Origin of the sequence: Amycolatopsis sp. DSM 110486, assembly GCF_019468465.1 — a bacterium.
Taxonomy (GTDB): domain Bacteria; phylum Actinomycetota; class Actinomycetes; order Mycobacteriales; family Pseudonocardiaceae; genus Amycolatopsis.
The window spans coordinates 9,762,867-9,787,885 of record NZ_CP080519.1; the positions used below are offsets into that span (position 1 = coordinate 9,762,867).

The following is a 25,019-nucleotide window of genomic DNA, read 5'->3' on the forward strand; positions in this document are numbered from 1 at the left end:
CCAACGGAAACTCCCCGGTGGACCTTACCCGGCGATCTCGCAGAGCACCTCGCCCTGGGCGCGGCTGTCGCCCACCGCCACCGCGAGTCCCGTGACCACGCCGGATTTGTGCGCCTTCACCGGGTTCTCCATCTTCATCGCCTCCACCACGGCGATGAGGTCGCCGGCCTCGACCGGGTCGCCTTCGGCCACGGCGAGCTTCACGACCGTGCCCTGCATCGGCGTCGTCACCGCGTCGCCGGACACGGCCGTCGCGCGGGGACCGAGCGCCACGGCCGCGGAAGCCGCGCGGATCTTGTCGGCCCGGCTGCCCACTTCGGACAGACCGGGCAACGACACCCGCAGGGCGCGGCCGCCGACGGAGATCGACACCTTGCCGTCGTCGGCGGGTTCGGCGGAGTACTCGGGCAGGGTGTTGGCGAAGTCCTCCTCGATCCAGCGCGTGTGGACGGTGAACCCGTTCTCGGCGGTGAACGCCGGGTCGCGCACCACGGCGCGGTGGAACGGCACCACGGTCGCGAGACCCTCCACCGCCAGCTCGGCCAGCGCCCGCCGGCTGCGAGCAAGGGCCGTCGCGCGGTCGGGCCCGGAGACGATCAGCTTGGCCAGCATCGAGTCGAACTGTCCACCCACAACGCTGCCCGCCTCCACACCGGAGTCCAGGCGGATGCCGGGGCCCTCGGGTACGTCGAAGCGGCGCACGGTGCCGGGCATCGGGAGGAAGCCGCGGCCCGGATCCTCGCCGTTGATGCGGAACTCGAACGCGTGCCCGCGTGGTTCGGGATCGGCGATGGTCAGCCGCTCGCCGCGGGCGATGCGGAACTGCTCCAGCACGAGGTCGAGGCCCGTCGTCTCCTCGGTCACGGGGTGCTCGACCTGCAGACGGGTGTTGACCTCCAGGAACGAGATCGTGCCGTCGGTGCCCACGAGGTATTCGACAGTACCCGCGCCGAGGTATCCCGCCGCGGCGCAGATCTGCTTGGCGGACGAGTGGATCAGCGCGCGCTGATCGGCGCTCAGGAACGGCGCCGGGGCTTCCTCCACCAGCTTCTGGTGACGGCGCTGCAACGAGCAGTCGCGGGTGCCGGCCACGACGACCGTGCCGTACGCGTCGGCGAGCACCTGCGCCTCGACGTGCCGGGGGTGGTCGAGGTAGCGCTCGACGAAACACTCGCCCCGGCCGAAGGCCGCGACGGCTTCGCGCGTGGCGGACTCGAACAGTTCGGGGATCTCTTCGAGCGTGCGCGCGACCTTGAGCCCCCGACCCCCACCGCCGAACGCTGCCTTGATCGCCACCGGCAGCCCGTGCTCGCGCGCGAACGCCACGACCTCCTCGGCCGACGCCGCCGGCTCCTCGGTCCCCGGCACCAGCGGCGCGCCGACGGACCGGGCGATCTTGCGCGCGGTCACCTTGTCGCCGAGGTCGCGGATCGCCTGCGGGCCCGGGCCGATCCACACGAGACCGGCGTCGAGCACGGCCTGGGCGAAGGCGGCGTTCTCCGAGAGGAACCCGTAGCCGGGGTGCACGGCGTCGGCGCCGCTGACCTTGGCGACGTCGAGGATCTTGTCGATGTCCAAATAGGACTCCGCGGCCGTGCTGCCGTGCAGCGCGTAGGCCTCGTCGGCGAGTCGGGTGTGCGGTGCCCGGGCGTCCGGATCGGCGTAGACGGCGACCGAAACCAGCCCGGCGTCGCGCGCGGCGCGGATCACGCGGACCGCGATCTCGCCCCGGTTCGCGACCAGGACCTTGGTGAACTCAGACACGGGACATCCCCCTCTCCCGGATCCCCGGGAGGACCTCGGTGGCGAACAGGTCGATCGCGCGGTCGTGATCCGCGCACGCGGGCGCGAAGATCACGCTCTCGGCACCCGCTTCGGCGTACTCCGCCAGCCGCTCACGCACGCGCGCCGGCGTGCCGAACAACAGGTAACGGTCGGCGTGGCCCTCGAAGTCCTGGCGGTAGGTCTCGCTCACGGCCGACACCACCTCACGCCGGGCCCGGTCGCCGTCGGTGTCCACACTGGACCACATGTACACGCCGCCGCGAATGTCCTCGGGCCGCCGCCCGTACCCCACGGCCAGCTCCCGCACCTGCGCCAGGCTGTCGCGCAGCCGATCCGGCGCGACCAGGTAGGGCAGCCAGCCGTCACCGTGCCGCGCGGCCCGCCGCATCGCCGCGCGCCGCCGGCCACCGACCCACACCGGCGGCCGACGTTCGGGCACCGGCTGGAGCTCCTGATCCTTGATGGTCGTGAACTCGCCGTCGAACGTCACCGGGCCCCCGGCGAGCAGCCGGTCGAGCACCTCGAGGGCCTCGTCGGTCCGGCGGCCGCGCTCGGCCAGCGGCACGCCGACGGCCTCGAACTCCGGCGGATGCTCACCACCCACGCCGACCCCCAGCTCGAACCGGCCGCGAGACACCGCCGCGAGCGTCGCCACGAGCTTCGCCGCCAGCGCCGCCGGATACACCGGCAGGATCGTGAGCGCGCTCATTAGCCCGAGCCGCTCGGTCGCCCCGGCCGCCGCGGCCAGCCCCACGAAGGCGTTGGTCATCGGCCCGTGGAAGAACACGTGCTCACCACAACAGAAGAAGTCGAACCCGGCTTCCTCGGCCCTGCGCGCGACCGCGGGGATCTCCCCCGGATCGCCCGCGGGCGGGAACATCAACCCGACGCGCATCACGCCTCCCCCGGCACTCGGGCCAGCACTGTGCGCGCCATGCGGACGTGGACGTCGTCGACCATCTGGCCGTCGACGACGGCGACGCCGGAGTCGGCGGCGGCCAGGACGGCGCGCGCGTGGGCGACCTCGTCCGGGGCGGGCGTGAAGACCTCGTGCGACAGCTCGACCTGGCGGGGGTGCACGCAGATCTTGCCCGTGTAGCCGATCGCGCGGCCCTGGTGGGCGTCGGCGCGGAAGCGGTCGTCGTCGCGGATCGAGACGACGGCCTGGTCCACTGTGGACACCCCGCACAGATGGGCGGCCAACCGCACTTCACTGCGGGCGTACAAGACCTCGTCCCCGCGGGCGGTGCGGACGCCGCCGATGTCGGCGATGTAGTCCTCCGCTCCGAAGTAGACGGAGTCGATCCCGGCGCGCAGCAGGTCACGGCAAAACGCCACGCCGCGCACGGTCTCCAGCCCGGCGATCACCGACACGTCGGGACCGACCCGCGCCCGCACCGCGTCGATCTCCTCACGCCGCTCGTACTTGGGCAGCACCACGCCGACGCCGCCCAGCGAAGCCACCGCGGCCAGGTCGTCCGCGAACCACGGCGAGGTGACGGGGTTGACCCGCACCAGCACCGTCGTCGAAGGGCCGGCGTCGAAGCCCTCCAGCGCGGCCACGGTCGTCTCCCGCGCTTCGGCCTTCTGCGCGGCGGGCACGGCGTCCTCGAGGTCGACCACGGCCGCGTCGGGCGCGATCGCCGGGATCTTCGCGATCATCGCCGCTTTCGAGCCCGGCATGAACAGCAGGCTGCGGGGCACCAGTCCGTCCGACATCAAAGCTCCCTCACACCGGGCTGATCAGGTGGTGACGGCGGTGGCCCGAACGCTCCCAGCTCCCCGCCGCGCGCAGGCGGCCCAGCAGCTCGGCCCGCAGCGCCTCCGGTTTCACCACCGTGTCGACGTGCAGCTCACCGGCCAGCCGCAGCAACGTGAAGTCCGCGGCCTGCTCGGCGACGCGCGCGGCCACGAACGCCTCGCGTTCGGCCGGGTCCTCGATCGCCGCGATCTTGTTGGCGTACACCGCGTTCGCCGACGCCTCGGGGGACATCGTGCCGATCGTCGCGGTCGGCAAAGCGATCGTGGCGCGCGGTTCGAAGCCCGGCGCGCACATCGCGTAGAAGCCGGCCGCGTACGCCTTGCGCAGCACCACGCTGAACTTCGGCACCTCGGCGCTCGCCATCGCCGCGACCATCTTCGCACCGTGCCGGATGATCCCCTGCCGCTCCACCGCGACGCCGACCATGAAGCCCGGCACGTCCTGCAGGAACACCAGCGGCACGTTGAACGCGTCGCACATCGACACGAACCGCGCCGCCTTGTCGGCCGAGTCCACGAAGATCGCGCCGCTGCGCACCGACGGCTGGTTCGCGACGAGCCCGACGGTCTGCCCGCCCAGGCGCGCGAAGCCCGTCACCATCTCCTCGGCCCACGCGGACTTGATCTCGAAGAAGCTCCCGGCGTCGACCAGCCGCAGGATCACGTCGCGCACGTCGTAGGCCGCGTTGGGGTCCTCCGGGATCAGGCCGTCGGGCCAGTCCGGGATCTCCGGCGCCACGGCCTCGGCGCGGGCGGGCGCCGAGCGCCAGTCGTCGGGCAGGTACGACAGCAGCAGCCGCGCCGCCGCGATCACCTGCCAGTCCTCGTCGAACACCTCGTCGCCGCAGCCGGAAACGGTGGCGTGCATGGTCGCGCCGCCCATCTCCTCGAGCGTGGTGCGCTCGCCGGTCACCTTCTCCGCGACGCGCGGCGAGGCCAGGTACATCGACGCGTTGCCCGCGACCATGCCCACCCAGTCGGTGAACGCCGGCATGTACGCGCCGCCCGCGGCCGAAGGCCCGTGCAGGCAGCAGATCTGCGGCACCCTCCCGGAAAGCTTCACCTGCAGCTGGAAGATCCGCGACGCCCCGCGCCGCCCGGAGAAGAAGCCGAGCTGGTCGGTGAGCCGCCCGCCGGCGGAGTCGACGAGGTAGAACACCGGCAGCAGGTCACGGTCGGCGCGCTCCAGGATGCGCACCTGCTTCTCGCACGTCAGCTCGCCCCACGACCCGGCCTTCACCGAGAAGTCGTGGGCGATCACGGCGACCGGCCGGCCCTCGACCGTGCCGACGCCGGTGAGCACGCCGTCGGCGGGCAGGCCGTCGCCCGACGCGTCGGCGAGCAGCCCGTCCTCCACCCAGCTGCCGGGGTCGAGCAGCAGCGCGATCCGTTCCCGCACCGGGAGCTTGTTCGGCCAGCGGCTCGCGTCGCCGCCCGCCAGCGCGATCTCTTCGGCCGTCTCGAGCTCGGCCGTCACCTCGCTCATCGCGCTGCCTCCTCCGTGACCACGAGGGTCTTCAGCGACGCCGCCAGCACGGTTTCGCCACGCTGGTTGAGGATCCGGAACGCGGAGGTGACCACGCCCCTGCCGTCGCCGCGCGGGGTCAGCTCGGTGACCTCGGTCTCGACGTGGATCGTGTCGCCCACGCGCACCGGCGTGACGAACCGCAGCCGGTCGATGCCGTAGAACGCCTTCATCGCCTCGGGCCAGAACGTGACCAGGCCCAGCGCGACCGACAGCGACAGCGCGCCGTGCGCCACGCGGCCGCCGAACACCGGGTCGGCCCCGAAGTACTCGGCATCGGTGTGCGCCGGGTGCCAGTCGCCGGTGAACATGGCGAACTGCACGATGTCGGTCTCGGTGATCGTGCGGGCCCGGCTGACGTGGGTGTCGCCCACCTTGATCCGGTCGAAGTACTCGGTGATCACGCGGCATCCCCCACTGGTCGGCGGTGCATCAGGCCGGTGCGCTTGGCCCGGCACACCAGTTCGTCGCGCTGGTTGTAGGCGCGGTGCTCGAACACGACGATCCCGGCGTTCGGCCGCGACTTCGAGGCGCGGGCCTCCACGACCTCGCTCTCCACGCGGATCGTGTCGCCCGCGAACACCGGCTTCGGGAACTCCACCTCGGACATCCCGAGCTGCGCCACGATCGTGCCCAGCGTGAGCTCGTACACCGAGAGCCCGACCACCAGCGCGATCGTGAACATGCTGTTCACCAGCGGCTTGCCGAACTCGGAGCGCGAGGCGTAGTCGGCGTCGAGGTGCATCGGCGCCGGGTTCATCGTCATGGTCGTGAACAGCACGTTGTCGGTCTCGGTCACGGTGCGCCGCGTCGCGTGCCGCACCACGGTGCCGACTTCCAGCTGTTCGAACCACCGGCCCGAGACCGGGCGATCGGTGTCTGTGCTCATGGTTTACCTTTCCGCGCCGGGCCACCGGCGATCTTGAATCAGAGACTGCCGAACCGCGGCGCTCTCCGCTCGGCGAACGCGGCCAGCCCCTCCCGTGCGGTGGGGCCGGCCAGGTGCGCGAGCAACGTCTCCCGCTCCGCGGTGATCGCGGCGGCGGGTTCGTCGGCGAGTGCCTTGCGGTGCAGGCGTTTCATGCCGCGCAACGCGTCGGGCGCGTGCCGGGCCAGGCGCGCGACGAGCGCCTCGACGGCGTCGTCGAGCTCGGCCGCGGGCACCGCGCTGCTCACGAGCCCGAAGCCCGCGGCGGTGGCGCCGTCGACGATTTCGCCGGTGTAGAGCAGCCTGCGGGCGATCGCCGGGGCGACGGCGTGGGTGAGGCGTACCGAACCGCCGGCGCCCGGCAGCAGCCCGTACTCGAGGTGCCGGTCGCCGATCTGCGCGGTCTCGCTGACCACGGCGAGGTCGCAGGCGAGCATGATCTCGCAGCCACCCGCCACCGCGTAGCCGTCGATCACGCAGACGGACACGAACGGCGCGGCTTCCAGCCGGTCGAGCGTCACCCCGATGGACGTGATGTACTCGCGCACCGCGGCCGGGTCGTCCAGCACCGAACGCAGGAACTTCAGCTCGGCGCCGGCCGACAACGTTCCGCCCCGCCCGCGCACCACGACCACCGAGCACTCCGCCGCGGCCGTGATCGCCTTGTCCAGACCGGCGATCACCTCGGGGCTGAGCGCGTTGCGCGTCGCCTCCTGGTCGATCGTGATCCGGCCGACGGGGCCGTCCACACTGAACCTGACGGCTTCACTTCCTGATGACAATGCCCGCCGCCTCCCGGTCCCACAGCTCGCCGACGCGGTCCGCGGCAGCGGTCTTCAGCTTGTACTTCTCGATCTTCTCGCTCGGTGTCTTCGGCAGGCGCTCGATGAACTCCAGGTAGCGCGGCACCATGAAGTAGGGCATGTGCTCGTCGCAGAACGCGATGATCTCCTCGTAGGAGGCGCTCGCGCCCTCTTCGAGCACGACGTACACCATCAGGTCGTCCTCGCCCAGTTCCGAAGCCACGGGCACGGCGGCGGCCTCGAGGATCGCCGGGTGCTTGCAGACGATGGTCTCCACCTCATACGCGGAGATGTTCTCGCCGCGGCGGCGGATGGCTTCCTTCTTGCGGTCGGAGAAGAACAGGTACCCGTCTTCGTCGAGCCAGCCGCGGTCGCCGGTGTGGAACCACAGGTCGCGCGTGGCGCCGACAGTGGCGTCGGGCATCTTGTAGTACTCCAGCATGGTCATGCCGGGTTCGTTGGGGCGCAGGCGGATCTCGCCGACCTCACCCGTCGCCAAGGCGCGGCCCTCGTCGTCCACGATCTGCACGCTCATGTCCGGACGCACGCGCCCGGCCGAGGGCACCTTCTCCGGCGAGTCGTCGGGGCTGAACACGGTGACCGCGCAGTTCTCGGTCATGGCGTACACCGACGTCACGCGCGTGCCGTAGCGCTCGAGGAAACCCTGGGCCAGCTCACGGGAGTTGGGCACCATCATGCAGATCCGCACGTTGTGGTCGCGGTCGCGCTCCGAGGGCGGCTGCTGCCAGATGATGTTCGCCATCGCGCCGAGGCAGTTGAACACCGTCGCCTTCGACTCACGGATCTGCGACCAGAACCGGCTGGCCGAAAAATGCGGGTAGAGCGCCACCGACGCTTCCGCCCACAGCGCGGCGTAGACGGTGTACCAGATCGCGTTGCCGTGAAAGACCGGCAGGCACGTGTAGAGCACGTCGTCCTGGCGGTAGGAGTTGAGCGAGGCCATCTGGTGGCCCACGGCGTGGCCCTGCGCCTGCGGGCAGATCGCGCCCTTCGACGGACCGGTCGTGCCGGAGGTGTAGAGGATCAAGTGCGGGTCGTTCCAGCGCACGGGTTCGGCCAGCCGCGGCGGCTCGGGTGAAGCCCGGCCGAGGTCCGCGAGGTCGTGCGTGGTGATCCCGTCGAGCGCGGCCAGCTGCGCCGGGTCGGAACCGAGCCCCAGCACCGTGCGCACGGCCGGCACCTCGGGCAGCACGGCGGCGACGCGCGCGAGCAGGTCGCCGGCCACGCACACTGCCGTGGATTCGGACTGGTCGAGGAAGTACCGCAGCAGCTCGCCCTTGGCGGCGGTGTTGAGCGGCACCGCCACAGCGCCGAGCTTGCCCAGGCCCCAGAGCGTCCACAGGAACTCGGGTCCGTTGGGCATCATCATCGCCACGTGGTCGCCCCGGGAAATGCCGAGGTCGGCGAACCCGTTGGCGTAGCGGTTGGTCATCTCGTCGAGGTCGCGATAGGTGAAGGTGCGCCCCGCCCAGTGCAGGAACGGGCGGTCGCCGACGCGAGCGGCTTTGTCGGCGAGGATGTGCGCGGTGGTCCTCTGGTCGATCTCGTAGTAGCGCATCGTCGGGCTGCCTCCAAGTCTCCTCCCGGACGCTAACCGCACGGACGCGATCGGTCAACAAACAGTTGTTGCACTCGTTCTGCCCATCGACTCGTCACTCGCCGTAGTGTCTAATGGGCGGGTGTCCGAACGAGCCACCGACTACGTCACGCCCATCGTCGAGATCGCCGCAAGCCTGTTCGCCCGCAAGGGCTACCACGGGACCTCCATGCGCGACATCGGCCGGGAGGTCGGCGTGCACGCCGGAAGCCTGTACGTGCACATCCAGAGCAAAGAGGATCTGCTCGAGGCGATCGTGCACAGCATCATGGAACGGTCCGAGCGCGACATGGAGGAGATCCTCGCCGCCGGCGGCACCGCGACCGAGCAGCTGCGCCAGGTCGCCGCGCGCGACCTCAAGCTCATCGGCGAGAACAAGGAGTTCGCCACCGTGTTCTTCCACGAGTGGCGCAACCTCAGCGAACCACGCCGGCAAGCTGTGATCGCCAGCCGCGACCGCTGGGAAACGGGGCTGCGCGGCATCATCACGAAGGGCATCGAAGCCGGTGAGTTCCGCGAAGCGGACCCGCGCATCGCCGGCATCGCGCTCACGAGCATCCTGAATTGGGCGTATGTCTGGTATTCACCCGAAGGTGAGCTGACGACCGAAGAGCTGGCGGACCGGTTCGCCGACCTGTTGATCGAGGGCCTGCGCGCGCACTGAACCAGGTTGTGGTCACGGTCTCGCGCGGCGCGCGCACCTGCCTCGCGGACCTATGATCGCGGCATGCTCGAACTTTCCCCGGACCAGTTGCTGTCCACCACGCGCGCCGTGCGCAAACGCCTCGACTTCACCCGCGACGTGCCCGACGACCTCATCCGCGAATGCGTCGCCCTCGCCCTGCAGGCCCCGGCCGGCTCGAACATCGTCACGGCCCGCTTCGTGGTCGTGCGCGACGAAGCCAAGCGCCGCGCCATCGGAGAGATCTACGGCTCGATCTTCGCCCAGTACAAGGCGTCCCCTGGCTACCCGGGCAACAACTCGGGCGAGACCGAGCGGGACCGCGTGCAGTCCCGCGTCGCCAGCTCGGCCGACTACCTCGGTGACCACATGGGCGAAGCGCCGGTCCTCGTGCTGGCCTGCAACGAAGGCACCGACCGCGCGTCCGCCACGGCGGGCATGTCCAACGTCCTGCCCGCCACCTGGAGCTTCATGCTGGCGGCCCGCGCCCGCGGTCTGGGCACAGCCTGGACCTCCATGCACGTGGTCCGGGAGAAGGAGGTCGCGGAGCTCCTCGGGATCCCGTACGAGACCGTCGCGCAGGCCGTCTTGACCCCGCTGGCGTACACGAAGGGCACGGACTTCCGCCCGGCGACGCGGCCCGCACCGGACGAGGTCACCCACTGGGACAAGTGGTGACCACCACCCGGTCCACACCCTGACCGTCCACATCGGACCTCGGCCGTCCCGGGCAGCGCGATCCGCACTGCCCCGGACGGCCGAGAAGCCACTGCCCGATCAGCTCAGGTTGGAGTTGCGCTTCCCGATGTCCTTGCCGTAGTTCTTCCACCAGTTGTCGTCCGGCGGGTTGGCGTGGTAGGTCGACGTCCACTTACCCTTGGTGCTGTCGTAACCGGTCGTGATGTCGTAGATGATCCCGTCGTCCTGCGGGACCTTCTTGTAGTCGTTGATCACCGTGTTGTTGCGAGCTTCGACCTCGGCTTTGTACTGCTGCTCGAAGTCGTCCTGATCCTTCTTTGCAGCCTTGTAATCCGCCGCCAGGGAGTCTCGCTCCTTTTCCAGCCGCGTGATGTCGTCGGCCGAAGCGTTGGGGTCTTTCTTGGCGTTCTTCAGCTCCTGGACCTTGTCCATACCATTGTTCTTGAGGTCGGTGACCGTTTCCTTCTGGTTTTCGAACTTGGTCTCCGCGTCCGAAACCCTCTGATCGAACGGGCGGGTCTTCTCGTTGGTCATCTTCCCGACTTGTTCGGCCATGTGGTTCTGGTGCCACGACTCGTCCACGTTGCCCGGGAATTTGGTCCCCGACCCGCCCTTATACGGATTCATCCCGAGGAAGCTGTTGCCGCCCTGCTGGTGTTTGGCCTGGTGGGAGTCGACGTTCACGTCGACCCCGTTGTGGTCGCCGAGGTTGTACGATTCCTTGTCCGCGCTCAGCTTTCCATTGCCGCCCTTGCCACCGCTCGAACTGGCCGACGTGTCGGTGTCGTTCGCCTTGTTCTTGCCCTTGCCCTTCTTGTCCGGGACGTTGCTCGCATCGTTGCTCGCGCCCGGCCGGTCAGAGGCGCCACCGGAACCGCCGCCGCAGGCGCCCTTCTTGCCCTTCGTCGGTGCAAGGCCCAGCGGGTCGCAGTCCGCGAACGGGTTGGGGACGTACGCGACCGGGTTCTCCGCGGGCCCGAGCCCGAGCGGGTCCTGGCTGAGGTACCGGCCGGTGGCCGGGTCGTAGTAGCGGTAGACGTTGTAGTGCAGGCCTGACTCGCTGTCGGCGTACTGGCCGGGGAAGCGAAGCGGCGTGAGCGTCGCGCCGCCGGCGCGGTCCCAGAGCCCGCCGCTGTCGCGCCACACCGTGGATCCGTCGGCGTCGAGCAGTTCGGTCGGGGTGCCGAGCAGGTCGGTGACGATGGAGAAGAACTGCTCGTCCACAGTGGACGGTTGGCCGACCTGCAGGATCGGGCGGTCGTCCTCCGGGTGGTACTCCCACGTGGTGACGGTCCGCGCACCCGACTCGTCGATGTGGCACTGCTCCACGAGCTGTGCACCGCTCCACGAGAACTCGAAGGTCTCGGCCACCCGCCACGAACCCGCGGCGGGCACCAGCCGCTGCTTGCCGATGCGGCGGCCCACCGGGTCGTAGCGGTACGTCCACCGGTCACCTTCGGGGGTGAGAAGCCCGATCAGCCGATCGTGCGCGTCCCAGGTGTAGCGCCACGCCCGGTCGCCCTCGCGCCGCAGGACCACGCGTCCCTGCAGGTCGTGTTCGTACGCGGTGGCGCCCGCGCCCACCAGGGTGTTCCTCGTGTAGCGGTGGACCGCAGCGGCCACCGGTTCGGCGGACTCGACGACGTTGCCCAGGCCGTCGTAGCGGTACTGCCGGCTGCCCTGCGGCGTCCGCAGCTCCACCACCCGGCCGACGGCGTCGAGGACCAGCTGCGTCGGGCCGGCCACCTCGTCGTCGATGGCGGTGAGGAAGCCGTCACGCCGGTAGGTGAACCGGCGGCTCCGCTCGGCTCCGCCGGTCCGCACCGACTGCGCGACGAGGTTCTCGTCGCTGTCGAAGGCGTGCGAGACGACCACCCGGCCGTCGATCGTCCGCACGATCTCCCGGCCGCTTTCGTCGTGGCGGAAGCGCACGGAGTGCCCGCCCACCGTCACCGCGTCGGGATTGCCCGCGGCGTCGAAGCTCCACACGCTCTCCGCCCCGGAAGGCGTGCGCCGCACCGTCGCGCCGCTTTCGTCGCGGCTGGTGGTCACGGTGCGGCCGTCGACGGTTTCGCTGAGCAGAGTGCCGTCGGGCGCGTACTCGACCTGGAGCTCGACGTCGCCGATCACGGCGTGGATCATCCGCCCGACCGGGTCGTACGCGTAGCGGGTCGTCCCGGTCGGAGTGCGCCGTTCGAGGACGTTGCCGAGCTGGTCGTAGACGTAGTCGGTCTGGTCGCCGGCTCCGTTGACCGACCGGACCAGCTGCCCGGCGCGGTCGTAGTCGAACCGCAGGACACGCCCGTCGAAGTCGACCTCTTCCACGAGCCGGCCCGCCGCGTCGTGGCGGTAGCTCCACTGAAGACCCAACGGGTTGGTCACCGAGGTGAGCCGCAGCTCGGTGTCGTAGGCGTAGGTGGTCCTCGCGCCGGAAGCGTCGATCGACGCCGTCCGCAACCCGAACGGCCCGTACTCGGTCCGGCTCGCGAACCCGGCACCGTTGACGTGCTCGACCTCGTTGCCCTCCGCGTCGTACCGCCGGGCCTCCCGGATCCCGGACGGGTGGACCCGCAGATTCTCCTCGCCCTCGACGGTCCAGCCGAGGCGGACCTGCCGCCGTGACCGGTTGAGCACGGTGGTCGCGCGGCCGAACACGTCGCGCGCGTCCGGCGCCGCGGCGGCGCCGGTGCTCGTCGTCGCGACCACCGGGCTCGCGTTCTGGCGGTCGATCACCTCGGTGTAGCTCAGCGCGGTCGACACCCCGAGCGGGTCGGCCAGCGGATCGGGCACGTTGTCGCCGCTGTACGTGCGGCTCCAGTAGCGGTCCTCGTCCCGCACCGTGATCGCCAGCTCCGTGTCGTCGCCGCCGAGCTCGACGACGGAACCGTCGGGACGGGTCACGGACATCAGCTCGCCGTCGGCGTCGTAGGAGTACGCCGTGGTCCGGCCGAGCGGGTCAACGCGTTCGAGCAGCCGGTCGTAGCGGTCCCAGACGTAGCCCGTCACGTTCCCCATCGGGTCGACGCGGCGCAGCATCTGGTTCGCCTCGTTGAGGTGGTACTCGGTGACGTTGCCCAGGGAGTCGGAGTAGCGCGTGATCAGCCGCTCGCGGTCGTAGGCGAAGGCGCCGCTGAAGTAGCCCTGCGGGCCCACCGTGCGCACGCAGCGGCCGTCGGCGTCGTAGACGTAGCGGTACCAGGTACCGGTGCGGTCCTGCCAGCCGACCATGCGGCCGTGCACGTCGTAGTCGTAGCCCGCCGCCAGCCCGGACGAGTTCGAGGCGTTCGTCAGCTGGCCCAGCTTGTTGTAGCCGAACCTGGCGACGGTCACCGACACGTCGCCGGCCGCGGCGGTGACGTCGACCCCGGTGATCCGGCCCTGCTCGCTGAGCAACCGGACCGCACGACCGTCGGATCGGGTGAGCCCGGCCGGCACGCCGGACGGACCGTACTCGAAGTCGATCCGGTCGCCGCCGGCGTGCTCGATCGCGACGAGGGGGAACACCCCGGGACGCGACCCCGGGACCGCGGCGAACTCCAGGTCCACCTGCCCCGCCGGGTCGGCCAGCCGGTATCCCGACTCGGTGGCGACGAGCGGCAGCCGCGGGCCCTCGACCGGGAGCACGGCCGCGTTCGCGCCCGGCAGCGGGTACACGAGGATCATCCCGTCGGCCGAGAAGTAGCAGGCGTTCTCGTCGTCGAACTCCAGGCGCTGGTCCAGAGTGGACGCCCACGTCGCGCCGAACAGCCGGCCGGCGCGGTAGGACGAGATGTGCGTGCGCTCCAGCGAAAGCTCCGGCAGCCCGGGCATCACCAGGTCGAGCACCGTCATCACCACGTCGCCGGTCGCGATGTCGATCGGGTCCGACTCGCACACGCGGTCGTCGGTGCCCACCGCGCCATCGCGCGGTGGCTCCGGCTTGTCGGTCACTCCCCTCGAGTTCCCGGCGCCGGAGGTCTTGGTGCCCGACCCGGTGTCGGGCGCCTTGGTCGGCGGCGGGATCTCGCCACCGCCACCGGTACCACCACCGGTACCGCCGCCCTCGCTCGAGGTGTGGGTGGTGTCGCCGGTTTTCCCCGGGGGCGTGCCACCACCACCGGACTCGCCGCCGCCCGCGCCGGACGCGTGGGTGGAGTCGTCGCCACCGGACTTGCCCGGAGGTGGGGTGTAGTCCTTCGGGTCGCCCTCGTACCCCGAGGCCGAGGTGCTGTCGTCGCCGCTCGATTTCCCCGGGGGCGGGGTGTAGTCCTTGGGCGTGCCTTCGTAACCGCCGCCCTTCGGGGTGCCGCCGCCGTCGCCGCCGGGGGTTTTGACCGGCGGGGCCTTCGGGGTGCCGGAGAGGTCACCGGCCTTGGGCGGCGGGGTGACCTTGCCGCCCTTGAGACCCTTGAACGCCTTGCCCGCGTCCTCGAACAGCGTCCCGGCCTTCTTCAGCAACGGCACCAGCGCCTTGAGCGCCTTCACCAGCTTCGTCACGAGGCCGGTGATCTGCGACGCCGTCTTCGCCACCGCGCTCACGACCTGCGGCACGACCCAGGCGAGACCGATGCCGAGGGTGAACACGACCTGCAGGGCCCAGCTGATCATGTGCCCGATCAGCTCGGAAATGATGTCGCGCACCAGCGTGCGGACCGCGGCGACCACCTCACCCGCGGTCTTCACCCCGGAGGACGCGCCTTCACAGCCCTTCTGCGCCGCCTGCAGCGACGTCGCCAGGTCCTGCCCCCGCTGCCGGTAGGCGTCCGAGGCAGACCCGGACCACGACTGCAGGTCGGCGTTGATCGCGTCGGTCAGGTCAGAGGAAACGGAGCCCAGTTCCTTGGCGACGTTTGCCCACGTCTCCGACTGCGCCTTGATCTGATCCGCGTTGCCGGTCAACCCGTTCAACGCGTCCTTCAGCGGGCCGACGTGCTCCATCAACCACGACACACCGGCCGCCAGGATCGCGCCGAACGGGTCCATCGCCATCGACAACGCATCCAGCGCCGTCCCGACCGCACCCATCGCCACCGACGCCCAGTCACCCGACTCGATCGCCGTGGACAGGTCGTTGGCGGTTTCCAGGAGCGAAATCCCCGAATACGCCTTCGTCGAGTCCTGGGTTTGCGCGATCAACGGATTGCTCACTTCGACACCCCTCCTATGCCGGCGAGCGAACCCTGCCGGGAAAAAAAGAAACTGCGAAGAAAGAAAAAGCACGTGATTCCGGGAAACACGGCAACCGGGAATTCGGCAATTTCTCTTCGGCCGACATCCGCGACCGTCATTTCGATTTCAATCGTGGTTACGGCCGGCCGGACAAGCCGGCCGCAACCACGGAGCACCTCGACCCACCACGAGTCCACTGTCCTCAGTGGACATCGGGGATCACCAGGGGTTGTTGTCCTGCTCGTCCGGGTCGATGCCACCTCGGCGGCGCGGCGCAGCCGGACCGGCCGGGCCCGGCGGAGCGGCGGGCGGCGGCGGGGTCGCGGCGCCACCGGCCGACGGCGCGGGTGGCACCGGCGGCGGGGTCGGGGCCGGCGGCTCCGGCTCGCCCGGGCCGTCTTCGGGCTCGTCGAGGTCCGGGAAGCGGCTGCGGAGGCTGCCGAGCAGCGCGGAGCGGGTGTCCTGGTCCTCGTCGCCGAGGTTCTCGGTCATGACCTCGGCCACGCGCTGGGTGATGCCCGACTGCGCGCGCCGCATGGTGTCCAGCACCATGCGGGCCAGCTCCTCCTGCGGCATGGTCCGCGTCTTGGACCCGAAGACCAGGTCGGACACGACCCCGTCGGCGCCGACGGTGACCTTGACGGTGCCGTCGGGGCTCGACGCCGTGAGGCGCAGCCGTTCGGTCTCCTGCTGGGCGGCCGCGTAGCGCTCGGCCTTGCGGGCGAAGCCCGCCGCCCACTCGTCCATCCGCCGGATCGCCTCGTCGGGGTCCCTGATCAGGTCACCCAACCCTCCCGCACTGGTCATGGTGTTCGTACTCCTCGATCTGCCTGCTGCTGAACTGTTCGGGTGGCGCCGGGCGAAGCGTCGCCCGGCGCCAACTGGCACCGGCTACTCGGTGACCGTGCCGATCCTGAACGACGACGGGTTCACCACGGGCTCTTGGTCGGGCACCGTGGTACCGATGCGAGGCGACAGCGGCGCCTGCAACGGCTCGCTCGGCACGGTCGTGCCGATGCGGTACGACGGGCGATCGGCCTCCAGCGGCGCCTGCAACGGCTCGCTCGGCACCGTGGTGCCGATGCGGGGCGACAGCGGCTCCTGCAGCGGCTCGCTCGGGATCGTCGTGCCGATCCGCGGCGACAGCGGTTCGCTGCCGGACGGGTAGCTGCTCGACGAGTAGCCGTCCGAGCCCCCGCTGGTGAAGCCCGCCGCCTCGTCGCTGTTGGCCAGCTGGTTGAGGAACGGCTGCGCCTCCTGGGAGTCGCCGTCCATGTACGCCTGCGCCGTGGTGCGGACGTTGTCCGCAGTGGTCTGCATGCCTTCGGCCGCGGCGCTCACCGCGTCCTTGGCCTGCTCCCCCGTCGGGTTCACGATCGGCGGGAGAAACGCGCACAGCAGGCCGTAGGCGTCGTCGTTCAACGCGTAGTCCGCCGCCTGCACGGCGTTGTTCAGCCGGTCCACGAGCCCGTCGAGGTGGCTGGCGTGCGCCGTCAGCTCGTCGGGTTCGACGTCGAAGCCTCCGCTGGTCATCCCCGCCTCACTTCCAGTCCTTGTTCTTCCAGTCACCGATCACCGGCGGCGCGACGACCTCGTCCGGGGCGAAGAAGCTCGGGTCGTCCGACTCCACGTAGTCGGCGATCTTGTGCTCCTTGTCCTCCGGGCCCTTGCCGCCCTTCTGGCCGGCACCCATGCCGCCCATGCCCGGCGAACCGGCCGCGCCCTTGGCGCCCGCCTGTGCGCCACCGCCTCGCGCGGCCAGCTCCTCCTCGGTCGCCGCGGCACCGGAACCGGCACCCGCGCCGGCCGCGCCACCGAGGCCTGCGCCCTTGATGCCGGCGCCACCACCGATGCCGCCGATCCCGCCGCCACCGGCACCGCCGCCACCGCCGAGGCGGCTGCTGATGCTGTCGCCGTTGATGCCGCCACTACGGCCGATGGTCGGGATCTTGCCCGAGCCCCCGCCGAGGCCGCCACCGGAACCGCCGAGCGAGCCACCGCCGACGCCCGTGCCGGGGTTGAACGGCGGCGGGGTGAAGCCCGTGCCGGAACCCGAGCCGCCGCCCAGGCCACCGCCACCGACACCGCTGCCCGGGTTGAACGGCGGCGGGTTGAAGCCACCGCCGCCGATCCCGGTACCGCCGGGACCGTCGGGCACGTTCAGCGGCGGGGGCGTGAAGCCCGAAGTCTTCGTGGTCTCGTCGTTCGGCAGGCCGGAGCCGCCGCCGAGGCCGCCACCGCCCAGGCCACCGCCACCGGCGCCGCCCGGACCGTCGGGCACGTTGAGCGGAGGCGGGTTGAAGCCGCCGGCGCCACCACCCGCACCGCCGCCGGCGCCGCTGCCGGAACCACCGCCGAGACCACCGCCACCGGCGCCGCCCGGACCGTCGGGCACGTTGAGCGGAGGCGGGTTGAAGCCGCCGGCGCCACCACCGGCACCGCCACCAGCGCCGCCGCCCGCGCCACCACCGGCACCGCCGATCGGCAGCCCGTCGGGACCGATGGGCCGGCCGTCCGGGCCGATCGGCAGGCCGTCGGGGCCGATCGGAAGACCCTGGCTCCCGGCACCGCCACCGCCGGCGCCACCGGCGCCGCCGCCGTTCGCGGCGGTCGAGCCCGGCAGCTTCGGCGGAGCCGCGAACGCCGGCGTCACGACGGCCGAGCCGATCGTGTGGTCGTACTGCGTCATCAGCTGCGCCGCCTGCTGGCGCGCGGCCTGCTGCTCGGTGAAGGTCGCCATCGCCTTGGACGCCTGCGCGGCGTACTCGGTGGGGTCCTTGATCTGCTGCAGCTGCGCGTTGGCGTCCTGCACGTTGAACTGCACGGGCGGGTTCGCGGCCATCGCGATCTGCGTCTGGTTCAGCGCCTGCGAGTGGATCTCCTGCTGGCGCCCGGCCAGGGTCGCGCCCTGGGCGGTGGTGCCGAGCCACTTGCCGACGTTCGCGAGGTGCTCGCGCGCCGCGTCGCCGCCCGCGCCCTGCCAGTTGCTCGTGCTGGCGGAGATCGCCTGCGCGAGGTTCTGCTGGTGCGTGGCCAGGTCGTTGCCGACCTGCACCCACTCCTCCGACGACTCGGCCACGGTGCCCGAGTTCGCCTGCTGGGTGATGGCCTGCTGCATCTGCTCGTGCGTCGCCTGCGACCAGTCGGTGTAAGGCGCGCCGTCGGTCTGGCGCAGCTGGAGACCACCGTCGAGGCCGGACTTCGCCTCCACGAGCCGCTGCTCGTAGAGCTCCTGGATCTTGTCGTTGCGCGTCTTCGGGTCGACGACGGGGCCGAGCCAGCCCTGGGCGATCTCGTCGTCGACCTCCTTGGCGGCGTCGGCACGGATCTGGTCACCGGAGGCGACGTCGTCCGGCTTGACCGGGCCGACGAAGTACTTCGACGACGAGTCGGCCGTCACTTCGTAGTAGGGGCTGTGCGGGTCGTAGTCCGGTGACGACGGGTCTGAAACCGCCGAGGTGGACGTGTCGGTTGTCGTGGCCACGAGATCCTCCTCAGGTCAGCTCGTCGACGGGAAGCCGGTTGATGGTGTCGCGCGTTCCGGCTTCGGTGTTGCTGTAGTTCTGCTTCGCCAGCTTGATCGCCTCGACGTATGTCGGGAACTCGTCGCGCGCCGCCTGCAGCTGCGTGAGCAAGCCCTGGGCGTCGCTGGCGGTGTTGAGCATGTGGTTCGACACCCATTGACCGGTCGCCGTGGACGACAGAGCCGGGGCAGTGCCCAGCTTCTGCAAAGCGTCCCACCGCGCCTGAAGGGTGTCGATCACACCTTCGAGCGCCTCGATCATCTGGTTGCCGGTGGTGTCGTCCACCGCGAAACTGCCGGTCTGCGCCAATCGCTTCAGCTCGGTCCCGGACAACTGCGGTGTAAATTCACGCGCAGTCATCTTCGCCGGGGTCGCGTCGTCGGCCACCGGATCTCCCTCCTCTTGGTGCGCGCGCGTCAGTAGACGGCGGCGATGGCGTTCTGCACGGCGCGGGCCACCTCGGACCGCCCTGCGGGGACGTACTTCGCGCTCAGGTCACCGGCCTCGCCGGTGGTGGTGTGGATCAGGTAGCGGCCGTCCTGCGTGTCGAGCCAGCTGAGCGGGTCGGCCGCGCGCAGCTCGCCGTGCCGGCCCCAGCCGGTGACGGTGACGTGGCCGCCGCCGAGGCGCGGCGCGGCCATGACGCGCTCCAACACCTCGGTGCTGCCAGGCGTCGGTGTCACACGGGGGTCGGTGCGGCTGGGCCGCACGGTCCCGCGGACCTCGATCATCCCGAACGCGTCCGTCTCTTCCTCGTCCTCGGCCGCCTCGGCGATGCGCCGCGCGGTCATCGCCGACACCGCACGCGTCGCCTGCCGGCTCACCTCGTGGGCGCCGGTCGTCGCGGCGCGCGCCGGAGGTAGCACGCCGGTGACGACGTCGACGAGGTCCTCGTCGGCGAAGAGGGAGAACAGCAGGTCGTCGGTGCGCGGGTTCTGCGTGATCCCGAGCGCCTGCCTGCCGTCACTGAGGGCGAGCACCGCGATGTCGGCGCCGACGCCGTCGACCCCGGCCACCGCGACGGAGACGCGCGGCCGGGCGAGCAACCCGAACGCCGTCTGCACGTGGGGGCTGAGCTCACCATGAGTGGAGAGCCGCTTGTCCTCCATCGCCCGGTAGACCTGGGTCGCCAGGCGGACGAACCGGATGGGATCCGAAGGCACCGTGCCGATTCGCAACGGGTACTGGCGGATGTCACCGCCGGTTGCCTGGCTGACTACAAGAGCTTCGAAGACGTCGAGAACGAACTCGAACCTGTCCGCCATACCCGAGAGCTTCCTTCCCCACGGCGGGTCGTGCACGGCGCTGCGCCGCGGTCCGGACACCTGCGCAAAAGGGGCGCAGATGTCACTGATCGGAGCGTAGCAGTCCTGGTGTGACGGGAAATCACCACTCGAACCGGTGCCCGAAAGACCATCCGTCCGTGTCAACCCGGGCACGGCCTTCGCGCCCTTCCGCACCCATCACGTGGGCCGGAGCCGATTCGGTTCACCGCGATCGGCGAAAAAGTTCACGGACTTCTCCCGGGGTGCCGAAACGGGGTTCGTTCGGGGACTCAGCCCAGCCGTGACCGGTACACGCGCAGGTTCAGCCGGACCAGTTCCAGCAGTGGTACGGACACCCCGAGCGCGTGCGCCCGGTCCACCAGATCACCGAAGATCTGCTCGCCCTCCACAGGCAGCCCGGCCGTGAGGTCGCGGTAGAGCGAGGGCGCGCGCAGGGAGCCGACCTCGGTCACGGTACCGCGGGCGTTCTCGAGAGCGGCGGCCTCCAGCGGGTGCCCGGCGGCCGCCGCGACGGCCGCGCACTCGGCGACCACGGCCTCGGCGAACGCGATCCCGCCCGGCTGCCCGGCGACGTCGCCGACGGTGCCGCGCATGAGCGAGGTCACGGCACCGATCGAGGCGATGAACACCCACTTCGCCCACATGGCGGCCGTGATGTCCGGGGACAGGACCGTGTCGAAGCCCGCACCCGAGAGCAGTTCGTGCACCCCAGTGAGCCCGGCCGGCGCCGGCTCGGTGCGGGCGCCGTAGGTCAGCGACTGGAGGTCGAACAGGCGGCGGATGTCGCCCACACCGTCCACAGTGGTCATCACGATCGCGACACCGCCGAGCACCCGCTGCTCGCCGAAGCGGGCCACGAGCGCGTCGAGGTGGCGCAGCCCGTTGAGCACCGGCAGCACGAGGGTGTCCGGCCCGACCGCCGGCGCCACGTCCTCGATCGCCTGCTCGAGCCCAGCGGCCTTGACCGTGAACAGCACGAGGTCGTACGGCTCGGTGAGCTCACCGGCGTGCACGAGCTTCGGTGTGAGCACCGTCTCCTCGCCGAGCCCGGTGATCCGCAGGCCGCGTTCGCTCAACGCCGCCGAGCGCCCGGGGCGCACCAGGAAGGTCACGTCACGGCCGGCCTGCACCAGCCGGCCACCGAAGAACCCGCCGGTCGCGCCGGCACCCACCACCAGGATTCGCTTCGCGCTCGTCACCCGTGCGGCAGTAGGCCGCTGACTTGTCTAGGCCAAGCCAGAGTCACTGCTCTCACACCTCGGCGGTTCGACTCAGACGCCGACGACGCCGTCGACGCCCTCGCGCAGGAAGTCGGCGTGGCCGTTGTGCCGGGCGTACTCGTGGATCAGGTGCAGCATCACCAGCCGCAGGGAGACGTCCTCGCCCCACCGCGCGTTGTACGCGACGACGTCGAGCGACTCGGCGGCCGCCTCGATCCGCCGCGAGTGCTCCACCTCTGCCTGCCACGCGGCGAAGGCCTCGGCCCGCGTGCCGTCGGTGGCGTCGTAGGCGGCCTGGTAGTCACCGTCGGCCGACCAGACGAGCGGCACGTCCTCGCCGTCGATCACCCGGCGGAACCAGGCGCGCTCGACCTCGGCCAGGTGCCGCACGAGCCCCAGCAGCGACAGCGACGAGGGCGGCATCGACTGCCGGCGCAGCTGCTCGTCGGAGAGGCCGTCGCACTTGATCGCGAGCGTCGCGCGGTGGAAGTCGAGGAACGCGCGCAGCATCTCCCGCTCCCCCGCGATCGCCGGCGGCCCGATCCGTTCCGTCGCCACGGCTCCCCCTTCACCCGGTGACACGTCCGGGCTCAGGCTACCGCCGCGCCAAGGTGCGGCGAACGGCGCCGCCGCGGGCGCCTCCAGCCGCACGGCTTCGTGCGCGACCCGGCGCACGGACCCGGGCTCCCGTACCCCGTGGACTGTCCACTGTGGATTCGCGCGGCGCGAGGTTCAGCTCACGGGTTCCGCGAGCGCCACGGGTTCGGGCGAGCGCCACGGCCGGTACCAGAGCATGTCCTCGCGGCGCATCGGTTCGCCGCATTCGTCGCACAGCGTGCCGGGACGGGTGCGCGCCCCGCAGGCGCCGTGGACGATCAGCATGCGCTCGGCGGGCGGGTCGGAACGCGTGTGCTCATCGCCCCACTCGGCGAGGGACAGCAGCACCGGCAGCGCGTCGGCGCCGGCCTTCGTGAGGCGGTACTCGTGGCGGGTGCGGCCGCCGTCGCGGTACGGCACGCGCGTGAGCAGCCCTGCTTCCGTGAGTTTGGTGAGCCGGGTCGTGAGCACGTTGTCGGCGATGCCGAGCTCGTCGCGGAACTCGTCGAAGCGCGCGGTACCCGTGGTGGCGTTTCGCAGGATCAGCAACGTCCACGGTTCACCGAGCACGTCGACCGCCCGGGCGATCGGGCACGCTTGCCCAGACCACTGGATGCGTCGGACCATCACCGCTCCCTTCCTTCCACCACACCGCGTTCGCTGCCTTTCGCGGTGCAAGCCGTCATCGACCGTAGCACGCGGCGGGCGGGCGCTGGGCCGTTCGGCCGATCACAGCGGCTTCACAGCAACACACAGGAAACAGACAGGTGGAATCTGCTGCAACAAAGCGGTTCCGCGGCGTTGTCCCGGGTATGGCAAGACGGCTGAGATGGACACTGGCTGCCGCGGGGCTCACCGCGACGGTCCTCACGACGGCGGTCGTCGTCACGGTGAATACGCGCCACGTGACGACGATGCCCGCGGCGCAGACGCTGCCACCGCCCTCGTCCTCCCCCGCGCCGCCGTCCACGAGCGAACCACCGACGTCGACGACACCACCGACCACTTCCTCGCCTCCTCTGCCCGACCCCTCGGCCGTGGCCGACGATGTAGTCGACGCGGTGACCGCCGCGTCGAAGGGCACGAAGGTCGGGCTCGCGGTGTACGACACGAAGACGGGCAAGACGCTCGCGCTGAACAACCCCCAAACCTCGTACTACACGGCTTCCGTGGTGAAGCTGCTCATCGCGCTCGACTCACTGTACGACGACGGCACCTGGCAGGTCCCCTCCGGCGACACCGCCGACGAGCTCACCGACATGATCTCCGGCAGCAACGACGCCGTCGCCGACAAGCTGTGGGAAGCCGACGGCGGGACCGCGATCGTCGGGCGGATGGCCCACCTCATCGGGCTTTCGCACACACTCGAACCGACGGACCCGGGCCAGTGGGGCATGACGAAGATGAGCCCCGACGACGTGGTCACCACCTACCGCTACCTCACCGACACCGTCCCCGACGCCACGGCACAACCACTGCTCACCGCGATGGCCGACGCGCGCCAGCCCGCCGACGACGGCTACCCGCAGTACTTCGGCATCCCGGACGGCATGCCCGGCACGACGTGGGAGATCAAGCAGGGCTGGATGATCCTGCGCTCGTCGCTCGTGCTCAACACCACCGGGATCGTCGACTCCCGCTTCGTCGTGGTGCTCCTGACGCAGCAGCCGGCCGCCACCTCGTCGGCGAAGGGCCGCGCCGCGGTGACCGCGGGGATCAAGGCTTTGGCGCCGGCACTGGCCGCGTGGACGGCGGGGTGACAGACCCCGATCACTCCTCTGTGGACAGTGTGATCCCGCACCGCCCCACCGGAGTTCGGGGCGGGGCCACGGTTCGGTGAGAACCGCGGCGGCCCCGCCCCGCTCGGGTGCGACGACTGCGCGCCGGGTCAGCGGCGCTTAGCGATGTCCGCCCACGACGGTTTCGGCGGCGCCGTCGAACTGCTCGGCGCCGGGCCCGAAGGAGCGGGAGCAGGAGCCGGAGCCGGTGTGGGCGTCGGAGCGGGTGCGAGAGCCGGGGCGGGAGCCGCCGGTGCGGGAGCCGGCGCCGGGGCCGGCGCGGCCTGCGGCAACGGGCGCGCGGGCAGCGTGGGGTCCGAGTGCCCCGACGGGCGGATCCCGAACTGCCCCAGCACGTGGTCGCAGGTCGTGCAGGGCGGGAAGTAGCGGCCCTGCCGGTCGCTGAGCCCGCCCGTCTTGCTGTCGACACCCGCGATGCCCATCCGGCCGCCGTTGAGGTCGTCGAGCCGGTTCTGCAGCGCCTGCCGCGTCAGGGGACGGCCGCGGCTGTCGTGCAGTGCCTGGTTGACCGCGTCCATCTCGGCGCACCCGCCGTGCTGGAAGTTCTCCGCGCGGCGGTTCGGCGGCACGTTGTTCAGCGCCTGCGTGAGCCTCGGGTGCTGCGTCGTGCCGCCCGGCAGCTTGTGGGTCTCGGGGTTGCGGCCGTTGAGCCGGTTCTGGTTCGCGTACGACCCTTGCCGGCCGGTGCGGATGTCGTGGTTCCCGCGGCCGCTGAAGCCGTAGAACACCGAGTTCTGGTCGTGCCCGGCCGGACGCAGCACCGACGCCATCGCGGTCGGGAAGTTGTTGCGCGACGCGATGTCCGCGACCTCTTCCGCTTCGGACTGCACGCACATGAACAGGCCGAGCGGGTCGAGCATCGTCGTCGGGTTGGGCACATACGCGCGGGGGTTGGGCCCCGCCCGCATCCCGAGCGGGTCGCGCGAAAGGTAGTGCGCCTGCGCCGGGTCGTAGTAGCGGTAGAAGTTGTAGTGCAGCCCGGTTTCCGCGTCGTGGTACTGGCCGGGGAACCGCAGCGGGGTCGTCGCCGGACCGGCCGGGACCGCCGCGCCCGGCTCGGCGCCTCAGGCCGTGTGGCGCGCGTGCCAGACCACCCGGCCGCCGTCGTCGACGAGCTCCTGGGGCGAGCCCACGAGATCGGTGACGATGGCGTAGAAGTTCGTGTCCACCCAGCCGCGCTGTGCGTCGGCGGAGGAAGCGCCTTCACAGCCCTTCTGCGCCGCCTGCAACGAAGTGCCCAGGTCCTGTGCCCGCTGCCGGTCCGCGTCCGACGCGGACCCGGACCAGCTCTGCCGATCCGCGCTGATCGCGTCGTTCAGGTCCGACGAGATACCGCCCAGCTCCTTGGCGACGTTCGCCCATGTCTCGGACTGCGCCGCGATCTGGTCCGCATTGCCCGTGAGCCCGTTGAGCGCGTCCTTGAGCGGACCGACGTGCTCCATCAACCACGACACACCGGCCGCCAGGATCGCACCGAACGGGTCCATCGCCATCGACAACGCATCCAGCGCCGTCCCGACCGCACCCATCGCCACCGACGCCCAGTCACCCGACTGGATCGCCGTCGACAGGTCGTTCGCGGTTTCGAGCAGCGAGATCCCTGACTACGCTTTCGTGGAATCCTGGGTCTGCGCGATCAGCGGA

The 25,019-nt window shown here is 70.9% G+C and carries 20 protein-coding genes and 2 pseudogenes; 3 read left to right on the plus strand and 19 right to left on the minus strand.

Annotated elements, in window-relative coordinates:
* Positions 1-24 precede the first annotated feature (24 nt).
* Genes K1T34_RS47110 through K1T34_RS47145 form a run of 8 tightly spaced genes read right to left on the minus strand, consistent with a single transcriptional unit; the run spans position 25 to position 8,381 of the window.
* Positions 25-1,764, minus strand: a complete 1,740-nt coding sequence (locus tag K1T34_RS47110; RefSeq protein WP_255638071.1) for a biotin carboxylase N-terminal domain-containing protein — start codon at positions 1,762-1,764, stop codon at positions 25-27.
* Entirely contained in the window at positions 1,757-2,680 is a 924-nt protein-coding gene (locus K1T34_RS47115) for an LLM class flavin-dependent oxidoreductase (RefSeq protein ID WP_220241298.1), read from the minus strand. The genes K1T34_RS47110 and K1T34_RS47115 overlap by 8 nt, the downstream gene beginning before the upstream one ends.
* A complete protein-coding gene (locus tag K1T34_RS47120; RefSeq protein ID WP_220241299.1) occupies positions 2,680-3,504 on the minus strand; it encodes a CoA ester lyase in 825 nt (274 codons plus the stop codon). The genes K1T34_RS47115 and K1T34_RS47120 overlap by 1 nt, the downstream gene beginning before the upstream one ends.
* A 10-nt stretch (positions 3,505-3,514) precedes the next feature.
* Positions 3,515-5,032: an acyl-CoA carboxylase subunit beta gene (locus K1T34_RS47125; RefSeq protein WP_220241300.1), complete on the minus strand. Its 1,518-nt coding sequence runs from the start codon at positions 5,030-5,032 to the stop codon at positions 3,515-3,517.
* On the minus strand, positions 5,029-5,475 hold the full coding sequence (locus tag K1T34_RS47130; RefSeq protein ID WP_220241301.1) for a MaoC/PaaZ C-terminal domain-containing protein: 447 nt from the start codon (positions 5,473-5,475) through the stop codon (positions 5,029-5,031). The genes K1T34_RS47125 and K1T34_RS47130 overlap by 4 nt, the downstream gene beginning before the upstream one ends.
* Positions 5,472-5,960 (minus strand): MaoC family dehydratase, encoded by a 489-nt coding sequence (locus K1T34_RS47135; RefSeq protein WP_220241302.1) that lies wholly within the window; start codon positions 5,958-5,960, stop codon positions 5,472-5,474. Before K1T34_RS47135 ends, K1T34_RS47130 begins: the two co-directional genes overlap by 4 nt.
* A gap of 38 nt (positions 5,961-5,998) precedes the next feature.
* Complete coding sequence (locus tag K1T34_RS47140; protein ID WP_255638072.1) at positions 5,999-6,748, minus strand: enoyl-CoA hydratase/isomerase family protein; 750 nt, start codon at positions 6,746-6,748, stop codon at positions 5,999-6,001.
* A 16-nt stretch (positions 6,749-6,764) separates the two neighbouring features.
* A complete protein-coding gene (locus tag K1T34_RS47145) occupies positions 6,765-8,381 on the minus strand; it encodes an ATP-dependent acyl-CoA ligase (RefSeq protein WP_220241304.1) in 1,617 nt (538 codons plus the stop codon).
* 121 nt (positions 8,382-8,502) lie between these two features.
* Here K1T34_RS47145 and K1T34_RS47150 point away from each other — a divergent pair, with 121 nt between their 5' ends.
* Both K1T34_RS47150 and K1T34_RS47155 read left to right on the plus strand, forming a co-directional pair.
* On the plus strand, positions 8,503-9,084 hold the full coding sequence (locus K1T34_RS47150; RefSeq protein WP_220241305.1) for a TetR/AcrR family transcriptional regulator: 582 nt from the start codon (positions 8,503-8,505) through the stop codon (positions 9,082-9,084).
* Between the two features lie 63 nt (positions 9,085-9,147).
* A complete protein-coding gene (locus K1T34_RS47155) occupies positions 9,148-9,780 on the plus strand; it encodes a nitroreductase family protein (RefSeq protein WP_220241306.1) in 633 nt (210 codons plus the stop codon).
* A gap of 99 nt (positions 9,781-9,879) precedes the next feature.
* On the opposite strand, the gene K1T34_RS47160 is transcribed toward K1T34_RS47155, so the two are convergent.
* From K1T34_RS47160 to K1T34_RS47200, 9 genes and pseudogenes are all read right to left on the minus strand, one after another.
* Positions 9,880-14,928: an RHS repeat-associated core domain-containing protein gene (locus tag K1T34_RS47160; RefSeq protein WP_220241307.1), complete on the minus strand. Its 5,049-nt coding sequence runs from the start codon at positions 14,926-14,928 to the stop codon at positions 9,880-9,882.
* Between the two features lie 240 nt (positions 14,929-15,168).
* On the minus strand, positions 15,169-15,756 hold the full coding sequence (locus tag K1T34_RS47165) for a YbaB/EbfC family nucleoid-associated protein (protein WP_220241308.1): 588 nt from the start codon (positions 15,754-15,756) through the stop codon (positions 15,169-15,171).
* Positions 15,757-16,191: 435 nt separating this feature from the next.
* Positions 16,192-16,482: pseudogene (locus tag K1T34_RS54170) on the minus strand (type VII secretion target); the annotation flags it as partial.
* Positions 16,483-16,489: 7 nt separating this feature from the next.
* Positions 16,490-18,433 carry a WXG100 family type VII secretion target gene (locus K1T34_RS47175; RefSeq protein WP_220241310.1) on the minus strand — a complete coding sequence of 648 codons (1,944 nt, stop codon included), beginning with the start codon at positions 18,431-18,433 and terminating at the stop codon, positions 16,490-16,492.
* 10 nt (positions 18,434-18,443) lie between these two features.
* The gene (locus K1T34_RS47180; RefSeq protein WP_220247775.1) at positions 18,444-18,833 is read right to left on the minus strand and encodes a hypothetical protein; all 390 of its coding nucleotides are present in this window, start codon (positions 18,831-18,833) and stop codon (positions 18,444-18,446) included.
* A 56-nt stretch (positions 18,834-18,889) separates the two neighbouring features.
* On the minus strand, positions 18,890-19,738 hold the full coding sequence (locus tag K1T34_RS47185) for an ESX secretion-associated protein EspG (RefSeq protein WP_220241311.1): 849 nt from the start codon (positions 19,736-19,738) through the stop codon (positions 18,890-18,892).
* 290 nt (positions 19,739-20,028) lie between these two features.
* Entirely contained in the window at positions 20,029-20,958 is a 930-nt protein-coding gene (locus K1T34_RS47190; protein WP_220241312.1) for a 2-dehydropantoate 2-reductase, read from the minus strand.
* A gap of 72 nt (positions 20,959-21,030) precedes the next feature.
* Complete coding sequence (locus K1T34_RS47195) at positions 21,031-21,537, minus strand: DinB family protein (protein ID WP_220247776.1); 507 nt, start codon at positions 21,535-21,537, stop codon at positions 21,031-21,033.
* Between the two features lie 174 nt (positions 21,538-21,711).
* Positions 21,712-22,203: a helix-turn-helix domain-containing protein gene (locus tag K1T34_RS47200; protein ID WP_220241313.1), complete on the minus strand. Its 492-nt coding sequence runs from the start codon at positions 22,201-22,203 to the stop codon at positions 21,712-21,714.
* A gap of 185 nt (positions 22,204-22,388) precedes the next feature.
* Between K1T34_RS47200 and K1T34_RS47205 the strand changes: the two genes are divergently transcribed.
* Positions 22,389-23,336 carry a hypothetical protein gene (locus K1T34_RS47205; protein WP_220241314.1) on the plus strand — a complete coding sequence of 316 codons (948 nt, stop codon included), beginning with the start codon at positions 22,389-22,391 and terminating at the stop codon, positions 23,334-23,336.
* 128 nt (positions 23,337-23,464) lie between these two features.
* Here K1T34_RS47205 and K1T34_RS54175 read toward each other — a convergent pair whose 3' ends face one another.
* Both K1T34_RS54175 and K1T34_RS47210 read right to left on the minus strand, forming a co-directional pair.
* A complete protein-coding gene (locus K1T34_RS54175) occupies positions 23,465-24,235 on the minus strand; it encodes a YwqJ-related putative deaminase (RefSeq protein WP_370643859.1) in 771 nt (256 codons plus the stop codon).
* Positions 24,215-24,973 (minus strand): annotated as a pseudogene (locus tag K1T34_RS47210) (RHS repeat-associated core domain-containing protein); the annotation flags it as partial. The gene K1T34_RS54175 and the pseudogene K1T34_RS47210, both read right to left, overlap by 21 nt.
* Positions 24,974-25,019: the final 46 nt, after the last annotated feature.

Coding starts and splice junctions, on each gene's coding strand:
- K1T34_RS47115 (WP_220241298.1), bottom strand. CDS start 2,680: ATGCGCGTCGGGTTGATGTTCCCGCCCGCGGGCGATCCGGGGGAGATC.
- K1T34_RS47120 (WP_220241299.1), bottom strand. CDS start 3,504: ATGTCGGACGGACTGGTGCCCCGCAGCCTGCTGTTCATGCCGGGCTCG.
- K1T34_RS47125 (WP_220241300.1), bottom strand. CDS start 5,032: ATGAGCGAGGTGACGGCCGAGCTCGAGACGGCCGAAGAGATCGCGCTG.
- K1T34_RS47135 (WP_220241302.1), bottom strand. CDS start 5,960: ATGAGCACAGACACCGATCGCCCGGTCTCGGGCCGGTGGTTCGAACAG.
- K1T34_RS47145 (WP_220241304.1), bottom strand. CDS start 8,381: ATGCGCTACTACGAGATCGACCAGAGGACCACCGCGCACATCCTCGCC.
- K1T34_RS47155 (WP_220241306.1), top strand. CDS start 9,148: ATGCTCGAACTTTCCCCGGACCAGTTGCTGTCCACCACGCGCGCCGTG.
- K1T34_RS47165 (WP_220241308.1), bottom strand. CDS start 15,756: ATGACCAGTGCGGGAGGGTTGGGTGACCTGATCAGGGACCCCGACGAG.
- K1T34_RS47180 (WP_220247775.1), bottom strand. CDS start 18,833: ATGACTGCGCGTGAATTTACACCGCAGTTGTCCGGGACCGAGCTGAAG.
- K1T34_RS47185 (WP_220241311.1), bottom strand. CDS start 19,738: ATGGCGGACAGGTTCGAGTTCGTTCTCGACGTCTTCGAAGCTCTTGTA.
- K1T34_RS47200 (WP_220241313.1), bottom strand. CDS start 22,203: ATGGTCCGACGCATCCAGTGGTCTGGGCAAGCGTGCCCGATCGCCCGG.
- K1T34_RS47205 (WP_220241314.1), top strand. CDS start 22,389: ATGGCAAGACGGCTGAGATGGACACTGGCTGCCGCGGGGCTCACCGCG.
- K1T34_RS54175 (WP_370643859.1), bottom strand. CDS start 24,235: ATGCTCGACCCGCTCGGCCTGTTCATGTGCGTGCAGTCCGAAGCGGAA.